This is a genomic window from Dactylosporangium sp. NPDC006015, assembly GCF_040614215.1.
GTDB classification, from domain to species: Bacteria; Actinomycetota; Actinomycetes; order Mycobacteriales; family Micromonosporaceae; genus Dactylosporangium; species Dactylosporangium maewongense.
Genome location: NZ_JBEXUD010000011.1, coordinates 177,691 through 192,743, shown reverse-complemented (window position 1 = coordinate 192,743; position 15,053 = coordinate 177,691). Strand labels below are relative to the sequence as shown.

Below are 15,053 nucleotides of genomic sequence, written 5' to 3'. Positions count from 1 at the left end.
AGCCTCCAAGCCTGAGAAGCCTGAATTGTTAGGCAAGTTGCCTGACAGTTGCTAGAGATGGGACCACCGCATCGACGGAGCTGTCAAGCGTTTACGAGCATCAATCTCACGCGTCGGCAGACCGGAACGGGCGGTGTTGTCCTCGCTGGTCCGGGCGCTGCCACTGGAGCTGTGGAAGCACGCGCACGCACGCTCTACCGCTGGGACACCCGACCGACGACCCGCCGACTCAAGTAACACCTATTGCCGGTCACTCTAAGGAGTGAGACGTGTCGGTGATCACGCTCCTGTCCGCCCGAATCACGGGGTGAAGATCTCGGGGCAGTTGCTCTGCTGCCCGCCGCGCAGACGCCAGGCGTGCAGGGCTGGGCATCTGATCTGCGGTGAAGCCATCGCGGCTCGAGATACCACGGGTTCGAGTCAGCCTGCTGGGGAAGTCACACAAGGCATGACCTCGAGCATCGGAGGGGCGCCATGGCGAACAAGAATGACGTTTTCGACGTGATCGTGATCGGTGCGGGACCGGTCGGGATAACCGTCGCCGCGCGCGCTGTACGGGGTGGCCTGACCGCGGCCGTGGTCGAGGAGCGCCTGGCCGGCGGCGAGTGCGAGTACTACGCGTGTGTTCCGAGCAAGGCGCTGCTGTGGCCGATGGAGTTGGCGGCCGAGGTGAACCGGATGCCGGGACTGCAGCTGCGCGGCCCGATCGACGCCGCCGCGGTGCTGGCCCGCCGCGACGAGACGGTGTCGCACCGCGACGACGGCCACGAGGTGAACTTGATCGAGAAGTTCCCGGCGACGTTCGTGCGAGGCTATGGACGGCTGGCCGGGCCGCTGCGCGCCGAGGTCATGACGCCGGAGGGTGGCACGCGGGCGCTGCGTGCCCGGCACGCCGTCGTCGTCGCCACCGGCAGCGCCCCCGCCGTCCCCGACGTGCCCGGGCTGCGGGAGGCCCGCCCATGGACCAACCGGGAAGCGACCAGCGTCCAGCAGGTACCCAAGCGGCTGGTCGTGATAGGCGCCGGGCCGGTGGCCTGCGAGATGGCCCAGGCGCTGCACTCCCTCGGCGCCGAGGAGACGACCGTGCTCGTGCGCGGCGACCGGCTGCTCACCCGGGCCGAGCCCTTCGCCGGCGACCTGGTAGCGCAGTCGTTCCGGGAATCGGGCATCGACGTGCGCTTCGGCCGCTCGGCCACCCGTGTGGAGCGGCCGGTCGCGGGCGGTCCGGTGAGCGTGCACACCGACGACGGCGGGCAGATCGATGCTGACGAGCTCCTCGTCGGCACCGGCCGCCGCTTCTCGACATACGACATCGGCCTGGACACGGTCGGCCTGCGCCCCGACGGCCCGATCCGGGTGGACGCGAGCATGCGGGCCACCGCCGTCGCGGACGGCTGGCTGTACGCCGTCGGCGACGTCAACGGCCGCAACCTGCTCACCCACATGGGCAAGTACCAGGCTCGCGTCTGCGGCGACGTCATCGCCGCCCGCGCCACCGGCCGGCCCGAGGACGCGCCAGGGCTGCGCGACACCGCCGACGACCGGGGCGCGCCCCAGGTCGTGTTCACCGAGCCGCAGGTGTGCATGGTCGGGCGCACCGAGTCCCAGGCCCGCGCCGACGGCTTCAACGTCCGCACCGTGGAGTACGACATCGGCGAGGTCGCCGGCGCCATCGTCCGCGGCATCGGCTACACCGGCCGGGCGAAGCTGGTCGTCGACGAAGACCGCCGGGTCCTGCTCGGCGCCACCTTCGTCGCCTCCGACATGGCAGACATGCTGCACTCGGCCACCATCGCGGTGAACGCTGAGGTTCCCCTCGACCAACTGTGGCACGCCGTGCCGCCGTTCCCGACCGTCAGCGAAATCTGGCTGCGCCTGCTGGAGCAGTACGGCCTGTGACGCTTGCGGTTCAGTGGTCGTAGGCGGTCAGGGATCGCATGATCGGCTGGCCGGTGTTGCCAGTTGTGCCAGATCGCGGCGGTCATGTGGCCAGGATGCGTTGCAGTACCCCGACGGCGACGCCGGCTGGGGTTCGTCCGCCGTGGCGTTCGAGGTCGAGTTGGCCTTTGAGGGTTTGGTTGACGGACTCGATGTTCTGCCGGACCGCGCGCAGCAGTGGCCGTCCGGGCGTGGCGGGTCGGTGCGTTATGCGGGTCGGACGACATCGATGTTGTTGTCGTTGAGCCAGGTTTCGGTGGTCCGGTCTCGGTAGCCCTTGTCCACGACCAGGATCACTCCGTCGGGGTGGTGGAACATGTTCGGCTGCAACGAGATCAGGTGGAGAGCTGGGCCGGCCAGCTTCGCCGCCACGGCGGGGAGTTCATCTTCGGTGACCCGGCCAGCTGGGACACCCCGGACGTGACCACCACAGGTCAGCTGCGGTAGGAGCTGGTGGCCTCAGCGCGCATCACCGGACGGTGACGATGACCGCCTCGGCTTCGCCGACGCCGCCGCAGATGGCGACCAGGCCCCGCCCGCCACCCCGGCGGCGCAGCTCATTGATCACTGTCGCTACCAGTCGACCGCCCGTCGCGCCGGTGGGATGGCCGATCGCGACGGCGCCGCCGTTGACGTTCGTCCGTTCGCGCAGCCGCTGCGCCTTGTCCCGGTCGCCGTCCGCCAGTACGAGCGTCGTCACCAGGGGTACGGCGGCGAAAGCCTCGTTGACCTCGATCAGGTCGATGTCCGCGAGCGTCAGGTCGGCCCGGGCCAGCGCCCGCTGGGCCGCCCGCGCGGGCATCGACGCCAGGCGTTGCGGGTCGCCGGAGACCTGCGTGCAGGCGCCGACGGTGGCCAGGCCGGTGGTGCCGCGCCGCGTCGCCTCCTCCTCGCTGGCCAGCACCAGGGCCACCGCGCCGGTGCTCATGTTGGGCGCGTTGCCCGCCGTCACTGTGGCACTGCCGTAGACCGTCGGCAGCGCGGCCAGCTGCTGTGCCGTGGTGGCGGGCCGCGGTACCTCGTCGGCGGCCAACCGGACGGCGCGGCCGTTGCGGTCCGGCACGTCCACGGGCACGATCTCGTCGTCGAAGCAGCCGCGGGCCAGCGCGTCGGCGTAGCGTTGCTGGCTGCGCAGCGCCCAGTCGTCCTGTGCGGCGCGGTCCACGCCGTACTCGGTGGCCTCGGCGCCGGCCTGTACGGCCCTGGGTACCCCAGTGTGCGGGCAGGAGACGACGAGTTGGTCGGTGAGCACGATGTCGCCGATCCGGTTGCCGAAGCGGGCCTCGTGCACGAAGTACGGCACCCGGCTCAGGTTCTCCACGGCACCGGCGACGCTCAGCGCGGTGTCGTTCAGCCGCAGTCCCCGGCTGGCCAGCGTGATCGCCGCGAGCGACGAGCAGCAGGCCCGGTCGACGGTGTACGCGACCTTCTCCTCGGGGATGCCGGCACGCAGCAGCACCTGCCGGGCCACCGACCGCTCGGAGCCGGGGAAGTTCACCCCGAACGCCAACTCGTCGACGTCCGCGCCGGTCAGCCCGGCGCGCTGCAGCACGGCGCCCACCGGGATCGCCCCGAGCTCGGGCAAGGGCAGGTCGCGCAGGGCGCCGCCGAAGCGGCCGAACGGGGTGCGACCCGTGGCGAGGACGACGACGTCGCCGGTCATGGGGACTTCCTTTCGAAGACGTCGGCGGTCCACGCCGACCTGCGGTACGGGGCCAGCGCCTGGGTGCGCAGTTGGGCGATGCGCCGCCCGTACCAGGCCACGCCACCCTCTTCGGTGAACGCCATCGCGCCGTACGCCTGGAAGGTGTGGTAGGTGGCGGTACGCGCCGCGCGGGCGGCGGACAGGACGGCGGCACGGGCGGCCCGCGCGGCGTCCGGCGCACCGTCCGCCAGCCGGGACGCGGCACGGCTGGTCAAGGCATGCGCGGCCGCCAGGCCGACGTCGGCCTCGGCGAGGGGGAACGCCACGCCCTGGAAGTCGCCCAGCGGCCGACGGAACTGGTGGCGGGTGGCCACGTACCCGGCGGCGTCCCGAACCAGCCGGGTACCGGCTCCGACGAGTTGCGCGGCGAGCGCCAGGTCACCGAGGGCGAGCGCGCCGCACTCGTCGGAGATACGACGGCGGGGCGCCAGCGGCATCTCGGCCCACCCGTCACCGGTGAGCATCCGTACCGGCACCGCCTCACCGGACGGCTCACATTCCCAGAGGCCGTCGTCGGTGAGCGCGAAGAACGCGGTGGCGCGGTGCCCCCAGGGCAACGGACCGCCGGTACCCACGGTGGCGATGCCGTTCGCCGGTGGTCCGCCAGCGGCGCGGGTCGCCAGGACGGTTTCCCAGAGCGGGCCGGGGCAACCGAGCCCGCCCAGCTCCTCCATGACGGCGGCGATCTCGCGGGCCACCTCGGTGCCCTCGGCCGCAAGGCCAAGGAACCCGATGTCGGCGAGGTCCTGCCAGGTCTGCTCGGGAAACCCGTCGCCCGGCAGGTGGCGCCAACCTTCCTCGTGGCGCCGGCACAGCGCACGCACTGCCTCCGCGAACTCCCGCGGCTGCTGGCCGTAGTCCACCTCAAGCGTCACGGGTGACCTCCCGCAGGGCACGTTTGTCCACCTTCATCGCCGGGGTCACCGGCAGCTCGTCAAGCACGTGGAACCGGCGGGGCACCTTGTACCCGGCCAGTGCGGCCCGGCAGTGTTCGCGCAGCGCGTCGGGATCCACGCCGCCGCCGGGATGCGGTACGACGGCGGCCTCCACCCGTTCGCCCCACAGCGGGTCGTCCGCGCCGAACACCGCCACTTGGTGGACCTGCGGGTGCCGGGCGATCACGTTCTCGACCTCGATCGGGAAGACGTTCTCGCCACCCGAGATGATCATGTCTTTGGCCCGGCCAGCCAGGTGGAGGAAGCCGTCCGCGTCGAGCCAGCCGAGGTCGCCGGAGCGGATCGCGCCGTCGACCACAGTGGTGCGGGTCTGTTCCGGTCGCGCCCAGTACCCGGACATCTGCCACGGCGTGCGGACCACGACCTCCCCGACGCTGCCCCGTGGCACGTCGTGGCCGGTGTCGTCGACGATGCGGATCGACGCGCCCGGCACCGGCCGCCCCACCCCCCGGTCGTCGCCGTCCTCGTGTTCCCAGGAGCGCACCCGGGCCGCCGCGCCGAACTCGGTGGCGCCGTACCCGGTGATCAGGTGGGCCCGGGGGAACGCGGTGCGCAGCCGGCCAGGGAAGTCGGGTGCGCTGGAGGTGGAGCCGAACAGCACCCGGCGGATCGGGGCGCCGTGTTCCGCGCCGAAGCCGGGATGGTCCAGCAGCCGCAGCAGTGCGGTGGGTGCGCCGAACAGCCGGGTGGGCCGGCCGGTGGCGAGCGCGTCGAGGACGGTGGCCTCGTCGAAGCGCGGAAGCAGCCAGGCGGTGCCGCCCGCGTACAGGGTCGCGAACACGACCGTGGCGATCGCGATGTGGAAGAACGGGGAGAAGTACAGCTCCACGTCGGTGCGCCGGATCTCCATCTGCGCCTGGCAGGACGCGGCGTACTGATACAGCGCCGAATGGGTCCAGGTGGCGCCCTTCGGCTCGCCGGTGGTGCCGCCGGTACCGATGATCATCGCGGCCGCCTCGTCCCGGAACGAGGACGACGAGGAGGCGGGCGTCGCGACAGTCAGCGCCATCCGGTCGGTCAGCGGCCCGGGAGCGCCGGCCGAGGGCAGCGTGGCCAAGCCGCAGCCCAGCCTGGCCGCCAGCTCGGCCGCCGGCTCGGCATGGGACTCGGCGGCCAGCAGCTGGGCCGGGCAGAGCGGGGCCAGGAAGGCGTATGCCTCGAGCGGGGCGAGCCGGGTGTTCAGCGGCACCGCGACCGCCCCGGCGGCGATGATCCCGAACAGCGCGGCCAGATGCGGGGCGCCGGGTGCCAGCGCGGTGACCACCCGGTCGCCCGGGGCGACGCCGAGGGCGCGCAGCGCGGCGGCGTGTCCCTCGATCGCGGTCCACAGTTCCGCGTAGGTGTACTCGCCGGCCGGGTCGATCAGCGCCGGCGCGTCCGGTGCGTGCCGCGCGTGGTCGGCCAGCACGTCCAGGTACAGGGTCATCGACGTCCTCCCAGCCCGAGCGCCTCGCGGGCCAGCACGCCCAGCATGATTTCCGAGGTGCCTCCGGCGATGGTCTCCATGAAGGTTTCGTGCCACAGGAAGCTCGGTGTGCCGGTGCTGGCGGCCCCGGCATCGCCGACGTCGAACGGCAGCCGCGCGATGCGTTGCAGGGTCCTGCTGCCCAGCAGCTTCGCCCGCGCAGCCTGCGCGGCACCGTCATGGCCGGCCTCCAGGGCCGCGAGGGTACTCATGGCGGCCGCCTCCACCTCGGCCACGTCCAGCGCAACGTCGGCGATGTCGGCGCGGACCCGGGCATCGGCCGACCAGCCGCGCTCGACCGACCAGCGCAGCAGATCCTCGTAGTCGCGGCGGACCCGGCCGGGCAGCACCATCAGGTGCCGCTCGACGGCCAGTGCGGCCCGGATCAGCCGCCACGCCTCGCCTTCGGCACCGATCCGGTTCTCCTGCGGCACGTACACGCCGTCGAGGCTCACCTCGTTGAGCCGGTGCCCGTCGATGGTGTGGATAGGCCGGATCTGCACCCCGGGTGCCGTGAGGTCGAGCATCAGCAGCGTGTGACCGTCGTCCGGGGTACGGCACAGCAGCCACAGGTAGTCGGAGTTGTGCGCGTCGGAGGTCCACCGCTTCTCGCCGGTGACCCGGTATCCGTCGCCGTCGCGTACCGCCCGGGTGCGCACCCCGGCCAGGTCGGAGCCGGCTTCCGGCTCCGAGTATCCCAACGCGAAGCTGATCTCGCCCAGGCCGATACCGGGCAGGAAGCGGGCCCGTTGCTCGTCCGTGCCGTGCCCGATGATGGTCTTCGCTATGATCCCGGCGGCCAGGTCCGGGCGTACTGCGCGGGCGTAGGCCAGCTCATCCCAGACGATGAACTCGGTCGAGGGCGGCGCGGCCTGCCCGTCCCACTCACGCGGCCAGGCCAGCCGTAGCCAGCCGCGCCGGCCGAGTTCGCGGTACAGCTCGCGGCTGGCACCGCCGCGGCCATGGAAGTACTGCATCGGGTCGCGGCTGTGCACGTGTTCGGCCAGGAACGCCCGCACCTCGTCGCGCAGTCGCTCCTGCTCGGCGGTGAAGGTCCATCTCATGCCGGTGCCTCGACGTTCCATTGTGGAGGACGTCGCTGTACGAAGGCACGCGCGCCCTCCAGGAAGTCGGGGTGGGTCCACTGCCGGCGGGCCAGTTCCCAGCCGTACTCCAGGGCCTCCTGGTGCGGCCGTTCGGCGGCCCCCCAGATCGCCTGCTTCGAGCGCGACACCGCACTCGGGGAGTTGGCTGCGATGGCCACGGCCAGGCCCCATGCGGTGTCCATCAGTTGAGCCGCCGGCACCAACTCGTCGACCAGACCCAGCTGGTACGCGCGTGCCGCATCGAGCCGGAAACCCTTGCCCGTCAACGTCATCCGCAGCACGGTGCCCAGCGGCAACCGGCGGGCCAGGCCGATGTTCTCCACCGCACCGACCTGCCCGACGCTGACATGGGTGTCCATGAATTGGGCGTGGTCGGCGGCCACGACGACGTCCGCGTCCGCGACGAAGTGCAGCCCACCCCCGGCGACCAGCCCGTTCACGGCGCAGATGACGGGCTTCCACACCTGGTTCTGCAACGGTGACCAGACGATGTCCTCGGCCACCGTGCCCTGGCCGGACGTGGTCGTGCCGGTGTCGGCCACCTCGCGGACATCGGCGCCGGTGCAGAAGTGCCGGTCCCCGGTGCCGGTGACGATGACCACCCGTACCGACGGATCGTCGCGCACCTTCGCCCACAGCTCGCGCAGCCTGGGCCGCATCCGCCGGGACAGTGCGTTGCCCACGTCCGGCCGGTTGAGCCGGATGGTGGCGATGCCGTCACGCTCGTCGTACTCGATGCCCTCGTTCGTCAAGTCGTTCGTCATGCCGGCCTATCCCACGATCCGGTCGGCACGCAGCCGTTCGATGTCCACTGTGGACATCCCGAGCCCGCCGAGCAGTTCGTCGGTGTGCCGGCTGTACCCGACCGGCGGGCCCGGCGGCACCGGTGCGGTCCGGGAGAACCGCGGCGCGGGCGCCGGCTGGGGCGCACCCGCGACCGGGACCAGGGTGCGCCGGGCGGCCAGGTGCGGGTGCGTGGCGGCCTCGGCCATCGACAGCACCGGCGTGACGCAGGCGTCGGTACCGTCGAAGGCCGCCGTCCACTCGTCCCGGGTGCGGGTGGCGAAGATCCGGGCGAACGCGGCGGCCTGCGCCGGCCAGCGCTCCCGGTCGTGCTGCGGAAAGTCATCGGCGGCCAACTCGAGCCCGGACAGCAGCTGGGCGTAGAACTGCGGCTCGATCGCGCCGACCGCCATGAAGCCGCCGTCGCTGGTGCGGTACGTGCGGTAGAACGGCGCACCGCCGTCGAGCACGTTGCTCTCCCGCCGGTCCGACCAGGTGCCGGCGGCCAGCATCCCGTGGAACATCGCGGTCAGCGAGACCACCCCGTCCACCATCGCCGCGTCGATGACCTGCCCGGCCCCGGAGCGCTCCCGTTCCCGCAGTGCGCATGCGATACCGAAGGCCAGGTACAGCGCTCCCCCGCCGAAGTCGCCGACCAGGTTCAACGGCACCGGCGGTGGCAGCTCGGCCGGCCCCATCGGATACAGCGCGCCGGCGATCCCGATGTAGTTGATGTCGTGCCCGGCGCGCTGGGCCAGCGGCCCGTCCTGCCCCCAACCGGTCATCCGTGCGTAGATCAGCCCCGGATTGCGCTCCAGGCAGGGTTGCGGGCCGGCACCCAGCCGCTCCATCACGCCGGGCCGCATCCCCTCCATCAACACGTCGGCGCCCTCCACGAGGCGCAGCAACAGGTCCACGCCCTCGGACCGCTTGAGGTCCAGTGCCACGGTGCGCCGGTGCCGGTGCCGCGGATCCGTCCCGGCGCTCGCTCCCGCGCCCGGTGCGGGGGCGCCCACCCGGTCGACCCGGATCACCTCGGCACCCATGTCAGCCAGCAGCATCCCGGCGAACGGCACCGGGCCGAGCGCCGCCACCTCGATGACCCGTACCCCGTGCAGCGGCCCGGACATGACGTCTCCCTCTTCGTGTGCTGTGTTCATCGCAGTGCTGACACCCCGAGCAGGTGCTTGCCCAGGTGCAGGATCTGGATCTGGCTGGTGCCCTCGGGGATGGTCGCCTCCCGCGCGTCGCGGAAGTAGCGCTCCACCGGGGACTCCTCCATCAGCCCGGCCCCGCCGTGCACCTGCAACGCCAGCGTGGCCGCCTGACCGGCAGCCTCGCCGCAGTAGTACTTGGCCATCGAGCACTCGTACCGGCCCGGCAGCCCGGCGTCGAGCGTGCGGGCTGCCTGATAGCCCAGCAGCCGGGCCGTCTCGGTGAGTGTGGCGACCTGCACCACCATCTCCTGCACCAGTTGGAATCCGGCGATCGGGCGGCCGAACTGTTCCCGGGTGCGGGCGAAGCTCACACAGGACTCCAGGCAGGCCTGGGCCAGCCCGACCGCACCCATGGCCATGTTCAACCGGCCCAGGTTGACGCCGGCCATCGCCAGGGCCAGCCCACGGCCCAACTCGCCGAGCACGTTCGCCGCCGGTACCCGGGTCTGGTCGAAGACCAGTTCGCAGCTGGTCGTGGCCCGCAGCGGCATGTGCGGGATGTCGTAGGCCTGGTACTGCGACTCCGCCCGGTCGACCAGGAACGCGCTGACCTCGCCGGTGTCCGGCACGCGGGCCAGCACGACCCCGAAGTCGCCGGCCAAGGCGTTGGTGATGTACAGCTTCCGCCCGTTGATGACGTAGTCATCCCCGTCACGCCGGGCTGTCGTGCGCAGCGCCCCGGCGTCGGAACCCGCGTCGGGTTCGGTGAGCGCGAACCAGCCGAACCGTTGCCCGGCCAGCAGCGGCCGCAGGAACCGCTCCTTCTGCTCCGGCGTGCCGGCCGTGCTCAGTACCCGGGCCAGCATGCTCTGCACGTTGAGCGTGGTGCGCAGCGAACCCCAGCAGCGGCCCGCCTCCTGCATCAGCAGCGCCAGCACCATGTGGCTGGCACCGTCGCCGCCGTCTGCTTCCGGTACCACGCCGCGCACGTACCCGAACTCGTACAGCTCGACCAGCCGATGCCAGGGGAAGGTGCGTGCCCGTTCGTGCTCAGTCACGATCGGCGCGATCTTCGCGTCGAGGTACGAGCGCACACTGTCGCGCAGCAGCCGCTCGTCCTCGTTCAGCAGGACGTCCATGGCCGCCGCCTCAGCTGAACCGGCCGCCGGTGACGTGCAGCACGTCCCCGGTGACGAACGAGGCGGCCGGCGAGGCGAGGTACAGCGCGGCGGCGGAGATGTCTTCGGGGGTGCCGAGGCGGCGGATCGAGTTGGCGCGCTGCGCCCGTTCCGCGATGGCGTCGAACTTCGGGTGCCGGCGGACGGTCTCGGTGGCGATCAGGCCGGGGGCGATCGCGTTGACCGTGATGTTGTACCGGCCGAGTTCCTTGGCCAGGGTACGGGTCAGGCCGACGATGCCGGCCTTGGCCGCGGCGTAGTTCGCCTGCCCCGGGTTGCCCAGGTAGGCGCGGGAGCTGATGTTGATGATCCGTCCATAGCTGCGCTCGATCATGCCCGGCGCCACGGCACGGCTGCACGCGAAGGTGCCGTACAGGCACACGTTGAGCACCTGGTGCCAGTCGTCGTCGCTCATGGACACCAACGGCCGGTCCACCGGGAAGCCGGCGTTGTTGACCAGGATGTCGATGCGGCCGTGGCGGTCGTTCACCTCGGCGGCCATCGCGTCGATGCTCTGCCGGGACGTCACGTCGAGCACGTGCGGATGTGCGTCGATGCCGTCCGCGGCGAACTGTTCGGCACCCCGGGCGGCGGGTTCGGCGGCGATGTCGGCGACAATGACGGTGGCGCCGGCCAGCCCGAGCTCCCGGCCGATGGCCAGGCCCAGTCCGCCCGCTCCACCGGTGACCACGGCCACCTGACCGCGGAGCGACTGTGTTGAAACCGAGGCCGTAGCCGTCATGTGCGGTACTCCCTGTCCTTCAGAGGTTGGTGGCCGGCCCAGGACTCGTCCTGACCGACGAGTTCGGTGCGACCGGCGAGCATCTTCGTGATCCGCTCGCAGCATTCGCGCAGCAGTCGCCCGTACAGCGCGGATCGTTGTTCGTCCATCTCATTGGTGAAACCCACGGCGGCGGCGACCAGCAGGATCCGCCCGTCCGGCCCGAAGACCGGCGCGGCGACTGTGCTGACGCCCAGCGCGTAACCCTCGTGGTCGACCGCGAAACCCTGCTCGCGCACCCGTTCCAGATCTCGCAGGAAGATCTCCTTACGAGTGACGCTCTTGCTGGTGAACAGTTGCAGCCCGGTGGCCAGCGCGGCGTTGACTTGCGACGGCTGGTCGTAGGCGAGGAAGACCCGGCCGAACGAGCCGCCCTGGATCGGCACCGGCGTGCCGACCTGCAGGGTGATACGTACCCGGTGCGGGCGTTCCAGCTTGTCGACCAAGATGATCTCGGTCAGGCTGATCCGCCGGTACAGCACGATCGTGACGTTCATCTGTTCCAGCAGTTCGGCCAGGCTGCGCTTGGCGATGCTGACGTCGTTCATCTGGTTGGCCGCGGCGGCACCGAGCTCGACCAGGGCCGGGCCGAGCTGGTAGCGCTGCCCGGCGTCGTCGTACTGCACGAGGTTCTCGGCCAACAGGGTGCGCAGGATGTAGTAGGTGGTGCTCTTGTTCATCCCGGTGGCTTCCACCGTCTGCGCCAGCGACATCGAGTCCCGCGCGGCGAGCAGCCTCAGCACCCGTACGGCCCGTTCGATAGCGGGGACTCGGTACTCCTCGGCCATGGCACCTTCACCTCGACTCATCCGCTCACCTCGCCATTGGCCAGACGCCGTGAGATGAGCCGCTTGAGTATCTCCGACGAGCCGTCCGCGATCCGTACCGTTCGCATGCTCTGCCACGCCTTCGCAAGCCCCACCTCGGTCGTGATGCCCATCCCGCCGAGCGTCTGCATAGCCTGGTCGATGACATCGGTGGCCATCTCCGTAGCGAACAGCTTTGCCATCGCCACCTCGGTCAGGGCGGGCCGCCCGGCGTCGACCAGTCCGGCGGCGTGCAGCCCCATCAGGTGCGCCGCGTGAATCCGGGTGGCGGCATCCGCCAGCGGGAACGAGATGCCCTGGTTGTCGAACAGCCGGGTACCGAATGTCTCCCGCCCGGTGGCGAACTCGACCGCGAGGCCCAGCGCCCAGCGTGCCAACCCGACGCCCTTCGCCGTGTTGTACAGCCGGCCGGTGGCGATGCCGTCCAACCCGAGCGACAGCCCGCCGCCCGGCTCGCCGAACAGCTGCCAGTCCTCGACGCGCACGTCGTCCATCGACAGGATGGCATGCTCGCCGCCCATCTGGCCGTACAGGCCGATGACACTGTCCACCCGGAATCCCGGCGCGTCGGTCGGCACCAGGAAGGCCGAGATGCCGCCCGCCCGGGCCCGTACCCTCTCGGGGTCGGTGACCGCGAAGACGATGGCCAGGTCGGCATGCGGCCCATTGGAGATCCACTGCTTGACGCCGGTGAGCCGCCAGCCGCCCGCCTCGGGTACCGCCCGGGTCGACATCTGCCATACGTCCGAGCCGGCGCCCGGCTCGGACATCGCGAAGCACATGGTCTGCTCGCCGGACAGGAGGGGCCCGAGGAACGTGTCGCGCAGCCGTTGCCCGGCGCGGGCGAACACCACGCTCGGTCCGGTTGCCCAGTGCGCCACCACCTCGCTGCCCAGCCAGCCGGCGCTGCCGCAGAGCCGGTTGATGAGCTCCCACGCCGCGTACATGGTGACCGCGCCCTGCCCACCGCCGCCGAGCTCCTCGGGAACGCACATCGTGTAGTACCCGGCGCGGGACGAGGCCATCCGGACGGCGCGGCGGTGCTCCTCGACCGCGGCGACGTGCCGGCCGTCCGGCCCGTACCGCTGGCGCGGGTCGGACAGCAGTGCATGGGCGTCGCCGTGGCGGGCGAGCACCTCGGCTTCGAGGAAGTCGCGCAGCCCGTCCAGAATCTCCCGGGTCTGCTCCGGCAGCAGTTCGCTCATGCCTCACCCATCCGTTCGTAGAGCGTCGCGGTGGCCATCCCGTATCCGGTGCACATGACCTGCAATCCGTAGCGACCGCCCCGGCGGCGCAGCTCGTACAGCAGGGTGGTGGCCAGCCGGACGCCTGAGCACCCGGTCGGGTGGCCCAGCGCGATGGCACCGCCGTTGACGTTGAGCCGGTCGGGATCGGCGCCTGTCTCCCGCAGCCAGGCCAGCGGGACGCTGGCAAACGCCTCGTTGACCTCATACAGGTCGATGTCGGCGAGGGTGAGTCCGGTGCGCGCCAGGATGCGCTGGGTCACCGGGATGACGCCGTGCAGCATCAGGTCGGGTTCCACGCCGACCACCTCGGTGTCCACGATCCGGGCCAGCGGCACCAGGCCGTGCCGTTGCGCCTCAGCGCGATCGCAGACCAGCACGGCCGCCGCGCCGTCGGTGAGCTGGCTGGAGTTGCCGGCGTGGTGCACGCCGCCCGCGCCGAAGGCGGGCTCCAGCGCGGCCAGGGTCGCCAGCGAGGTGTCCGGCCGGATGCCCGCGTCGCGCTCGATGAGCCAGCCCGCGTCGGACAGCTCGCCGGCGAGCAGCACAGCGGTGAGGTCGGCAGGTACCGGCACGCACTCGTCGTCGAACCGGCCGTCCCGCCAGGCGGCCTCGGCGTTGCGGTGGCTGGCCAAGGCGAAGGCGTCCAGCTCGGCACGGTCCAGGCGCCAACGCGCGGCGATCCGGTCCGCCGCCACGCCCTGGTCCACCAGCGCGTACCGGCCCGTGACCGAGTCAGGTGGCGGGACGCCCGCCGCATCGGCGCCCAGCGGTACCCGGGACATCGACTCGACACCGGCGGCGATCACCATCCGCTGCTGACCGCTCAGCACCGCATGCGCCGCGAAGTGCAGCGCCTGCTGGCTGGATCCGCACATCCGGTTGACCGTCACGCCGGGGACCGTGACCGGCAGGCCGGCGGCCAGCGCGGCCACCCGGGCGATGTTGCGGCCCTGCTCACCGACCGCATTGACGCATCCGGCAATCACGTCGTCCACAGCGTCCGGTGCGATGCCGGCCCGCTGGACGAGCCGGAGCAGGGTGTAGGCCAGCAGTTCGTCCGGGCGCACCGTGCTCAGCGCGCCCCGGCGGCGGCCCAGCGGGGTCCGCAGTGCCGCCACCACCACCGCCTCCCGCGGGGTGCCGGCGGCGAGCCTGGTCAGCGGGATGTCCGCGCCGTCGCCGGCCAGCGCGACGGCGGCGCGCAGGTCCTTGGCGACCATGCCGGGCGGCAGTACCTCGCGGATCTGGCGGCGGTAGTAGGCGAAGTTGCCGGTCAACCAGGACCGCGCGGTGCCGGAGTCCAGCACCTCCAGCAGCTCCGCCTCGCCGACGCCCGCGTCGCCGCCCAGGGCCAGGGCCTCTTCCAGCACCTGGAACCCGACGTGCAGCGCGAGGTTGTTGGCCAGCTTGGCGGCCAGTCCAGCGCCGACCGGCCCGACGTGGTGGATCCGGCTGCCCAGGGCGTCGAGGACCGGGCGGACGCGGGCCAACTCGTCCGGGTCGCCGCCGACCATCAGGGTGAGTTCGCCGCGTCGTGCCGCGCTGTCGCCGCCGGCGACCGCCACGTCCAGCAGCGCCACCCCGGCCGCGCCCGCCTGGGCCGCGACGTCCCGCACGGTGCCCGGCGAGATGGTGCTGTGCACCAGGATGGTGCTGCCGGGGCGCATCCCGGCCAGCAGTCCGGTCACCACGTCGCGAACCTGGCTGTCGTCGTACACGGCGACGCCCACCACGGTGGCGGCGGCGCCCAGGTCGGCCAGCGATGCCGCGACCCGGGCACCGGGTACGCCGGCGGCGGCCGACGGATCCACGTCGTACACGACCACCGGGAACGCAGCCGCGAGCGTGCCGGCCATCGGCCGGCCGATGTTGCCCAGCCCCACGAAACCGATCACCGCAGTGCCATCGAT

At 71.7% G+C, this 15,053-nt stretch carries 13 protein-coding genes and 1 pseudogene; 1 reads left to right on the top strand and 13 read right to left on the bottom strand.

Annotated features, from left to right (window positions below; all coding sequences use genetic code 11):
- Nucleotides 1-474: 474 nt before the first annotated feature.
- A complete protein-coding gene (locus tag ABZ321_RS21795; protein ID WP_354893834.1) occupies nucleotides 475-1,899 on the top strand; it encodes an NAD(P)/FAD-dependent oxidoreductase in 1,425 nt (474 codons plus the stop codon).
- A gap of 246 nt (nucleotides 1,900-2,145) precedes the next feature.
- On the opposite strand, the gene ABZ321_RS21790 is transcribed toward ABZ321_RS21795, so the two are convergent.
- From ABZ321_RS21790 to ABZ321_RS21730, 13 genes and pseudogenes are all read right to left on the bottom strand, one after another.
- Entirely contained in the window at nucleotides 2,146-2,310 is a 165-nt protein-coding gene (locus ABZ321_RS21790) for a hypothetical protein (RefSeq protein ID WP_354893831.1), read from the bottom strand.
- A gap of 97 nt (nucleotides 2,311-2,407) precedes the next feature.
- Nucleotides 2,408-3,601: a thiolase family protein gene (locus ABZ321_RS21785; protein ID WP_354893828.1), complete on the bottom strand. Its 1,194-nt coding sequence runs from the start codon at nucleotides 3,599-3,601 to the stop codon at nucleotides 2,408-2,410.
- Nucleotides 3,598-4,518, bottom strand: coding sequence for an acyl-CoA dehydrogenase family protein (locus ABZ321_RS21780; protein ID WP_354893825.1), 921 nt, complete (start codon nucleotides 4,516-4,518; stop codon nucleotides 3,598-3,600). Before ABZ321_RS21780 ends, ABZ321_RS21785 begins: the two co-directional genes overlap by 4 nt.
- On the bottom strand, nucleotides 4,508-6,025 hold the full coding sequence (locus ABZ321_RS21775; protein ID WP_354893822.1) for a class I adenylate-forming enzyme family protein: 1,518 nt from the start codon (nucleotides 6,023-6,025) through the stop codon (nucleotides 4,508-4,510). The genes ABZ321_RS21780 and ABZ321_RS21775 overlap by 11 nt, the downstream gene beginning before the upstream one ends.
- A complete protein-coding gene (locus ABZ321_RS21770) occupies nucleotides 6,022-7,128 on the bottom strand; it encodes an acyl-CoA dehydrogenase family protein (protein WP_344513923.1) in 1,107 nt (368 codons plus the stop codon). Before ABZ321_RS21770 ends, ABZ321_RS21775 begins: the two co-directional genes overlap by 4 nt.
- Nucleotides 7,125-7,934 (bottom strand): enoyl-CoA hydratase/isomerase family protein, encoded by an 810-nt coding sequence (locus ABZ321_RS21765; RefSeq protein ID WP_344513925.1) that lies wholly within the window; start codon nucleotides 7,932-7,934, stop codon nucleotides 7,125-7,127. Before ABZ321_RS21765 ends, ABZ321_RS21770 begins: the two co-directional genes overlap by 4 nt.
- A 6-nt stretch (nucleotides 7,935-7,940) precedes the next feature.
- On the bottom strand, nucleotides 7,941-9,083 hold the full coding sequence (locus ABZ321_RS21760; protein WP_344513926.1) for a CaiB/BaiF CoA-transferase family protein: 1,143 nt from the start codon (nucleotides 9,081-9,083) through the stop codon (nucleotides 7,941-7,943).
- A gap of 26 nt (nucleotides 9,084-9,109) precedes the next feature.
- Nucleotides 9,110-10,249, bottom strand: a complete 1,140-nt coding sequence (locus tag ABZ321_RS21755) for an acyl-CoA dehydrogenase family protein (protein WP_344513928.1) — start codon at nucleotides 10,247-10,249, stop codon at nucleotides 9,110-9,112.
- Between the two features lie 10 nt (nucleotides 10,250-10,259).
- On the bottom strand, nucleotides 10,260-11,030 hold the full coding sequence (gene fabG / locus ABZ321_RS21750; RefSeq protein WP_344513930.1) for a 3-oxoacyl-ACP reductase FabG: 771 nt from the start codon (nucleotides 11,028-11,030) through the stop codon (nucleotides 10,260-10,262).
- Nucleotides 11,027-11,857: an IclR family transcriptional regulator gene (locus ABZ321_RS21745; RefSeq protein WP_354893815.1), complete on the bottom strand. Its 831-nt coding sequence runs from the start codon at nucleotides 11,855-11,857 to the stop codon at nucleotides 11,027-11,029. Before ABZ321_RS21745 ends, fabG begins: the two co-directional genes overlap by 4 nt.
- 17 nt (nucleotides 11,858-11,874) lie before the next feature.
- Nucleotides 11,875-13,101, bottom strand: coding sequence for an acyl-CoA dehydrogenase family protein (locus ABZ321_RS21740; RefSeq protein ID WP_344513932.1), 1,227 nt, complete (start codon nucleotides 13,099-13,101; stop codon nucleotides 11,875-11,877).
- Complete coding sequence (locus ABZ321_RS21735; protein ID WP_344514004.1) at nucleotides 13,098-14,303, bottom strand: thiolase family protein; 1,206 nt, start codon at nucleotides 14,301-14,303, stop codon at nucleotides 13,098-13,100. The genes ABZ321_RS21740 and ABZ321_RS21735 overlap by 4 nt, the downstream gene beginning before the upstream one ends.
- Nucleotides 14,292-15,026, bottom strand: a pseudogene (locus ABZ321_RS21730) (NAD(P)-dependent oxidoreductase); the annotation flags it as partial. The pseudogene ABZ321_RS21730 and the gene ABZ321_RS21735, both read right to left, overlap by 12 nt.
- Nucleotides 15,027-15,053 lie beyond the last annotated feature (27 nt).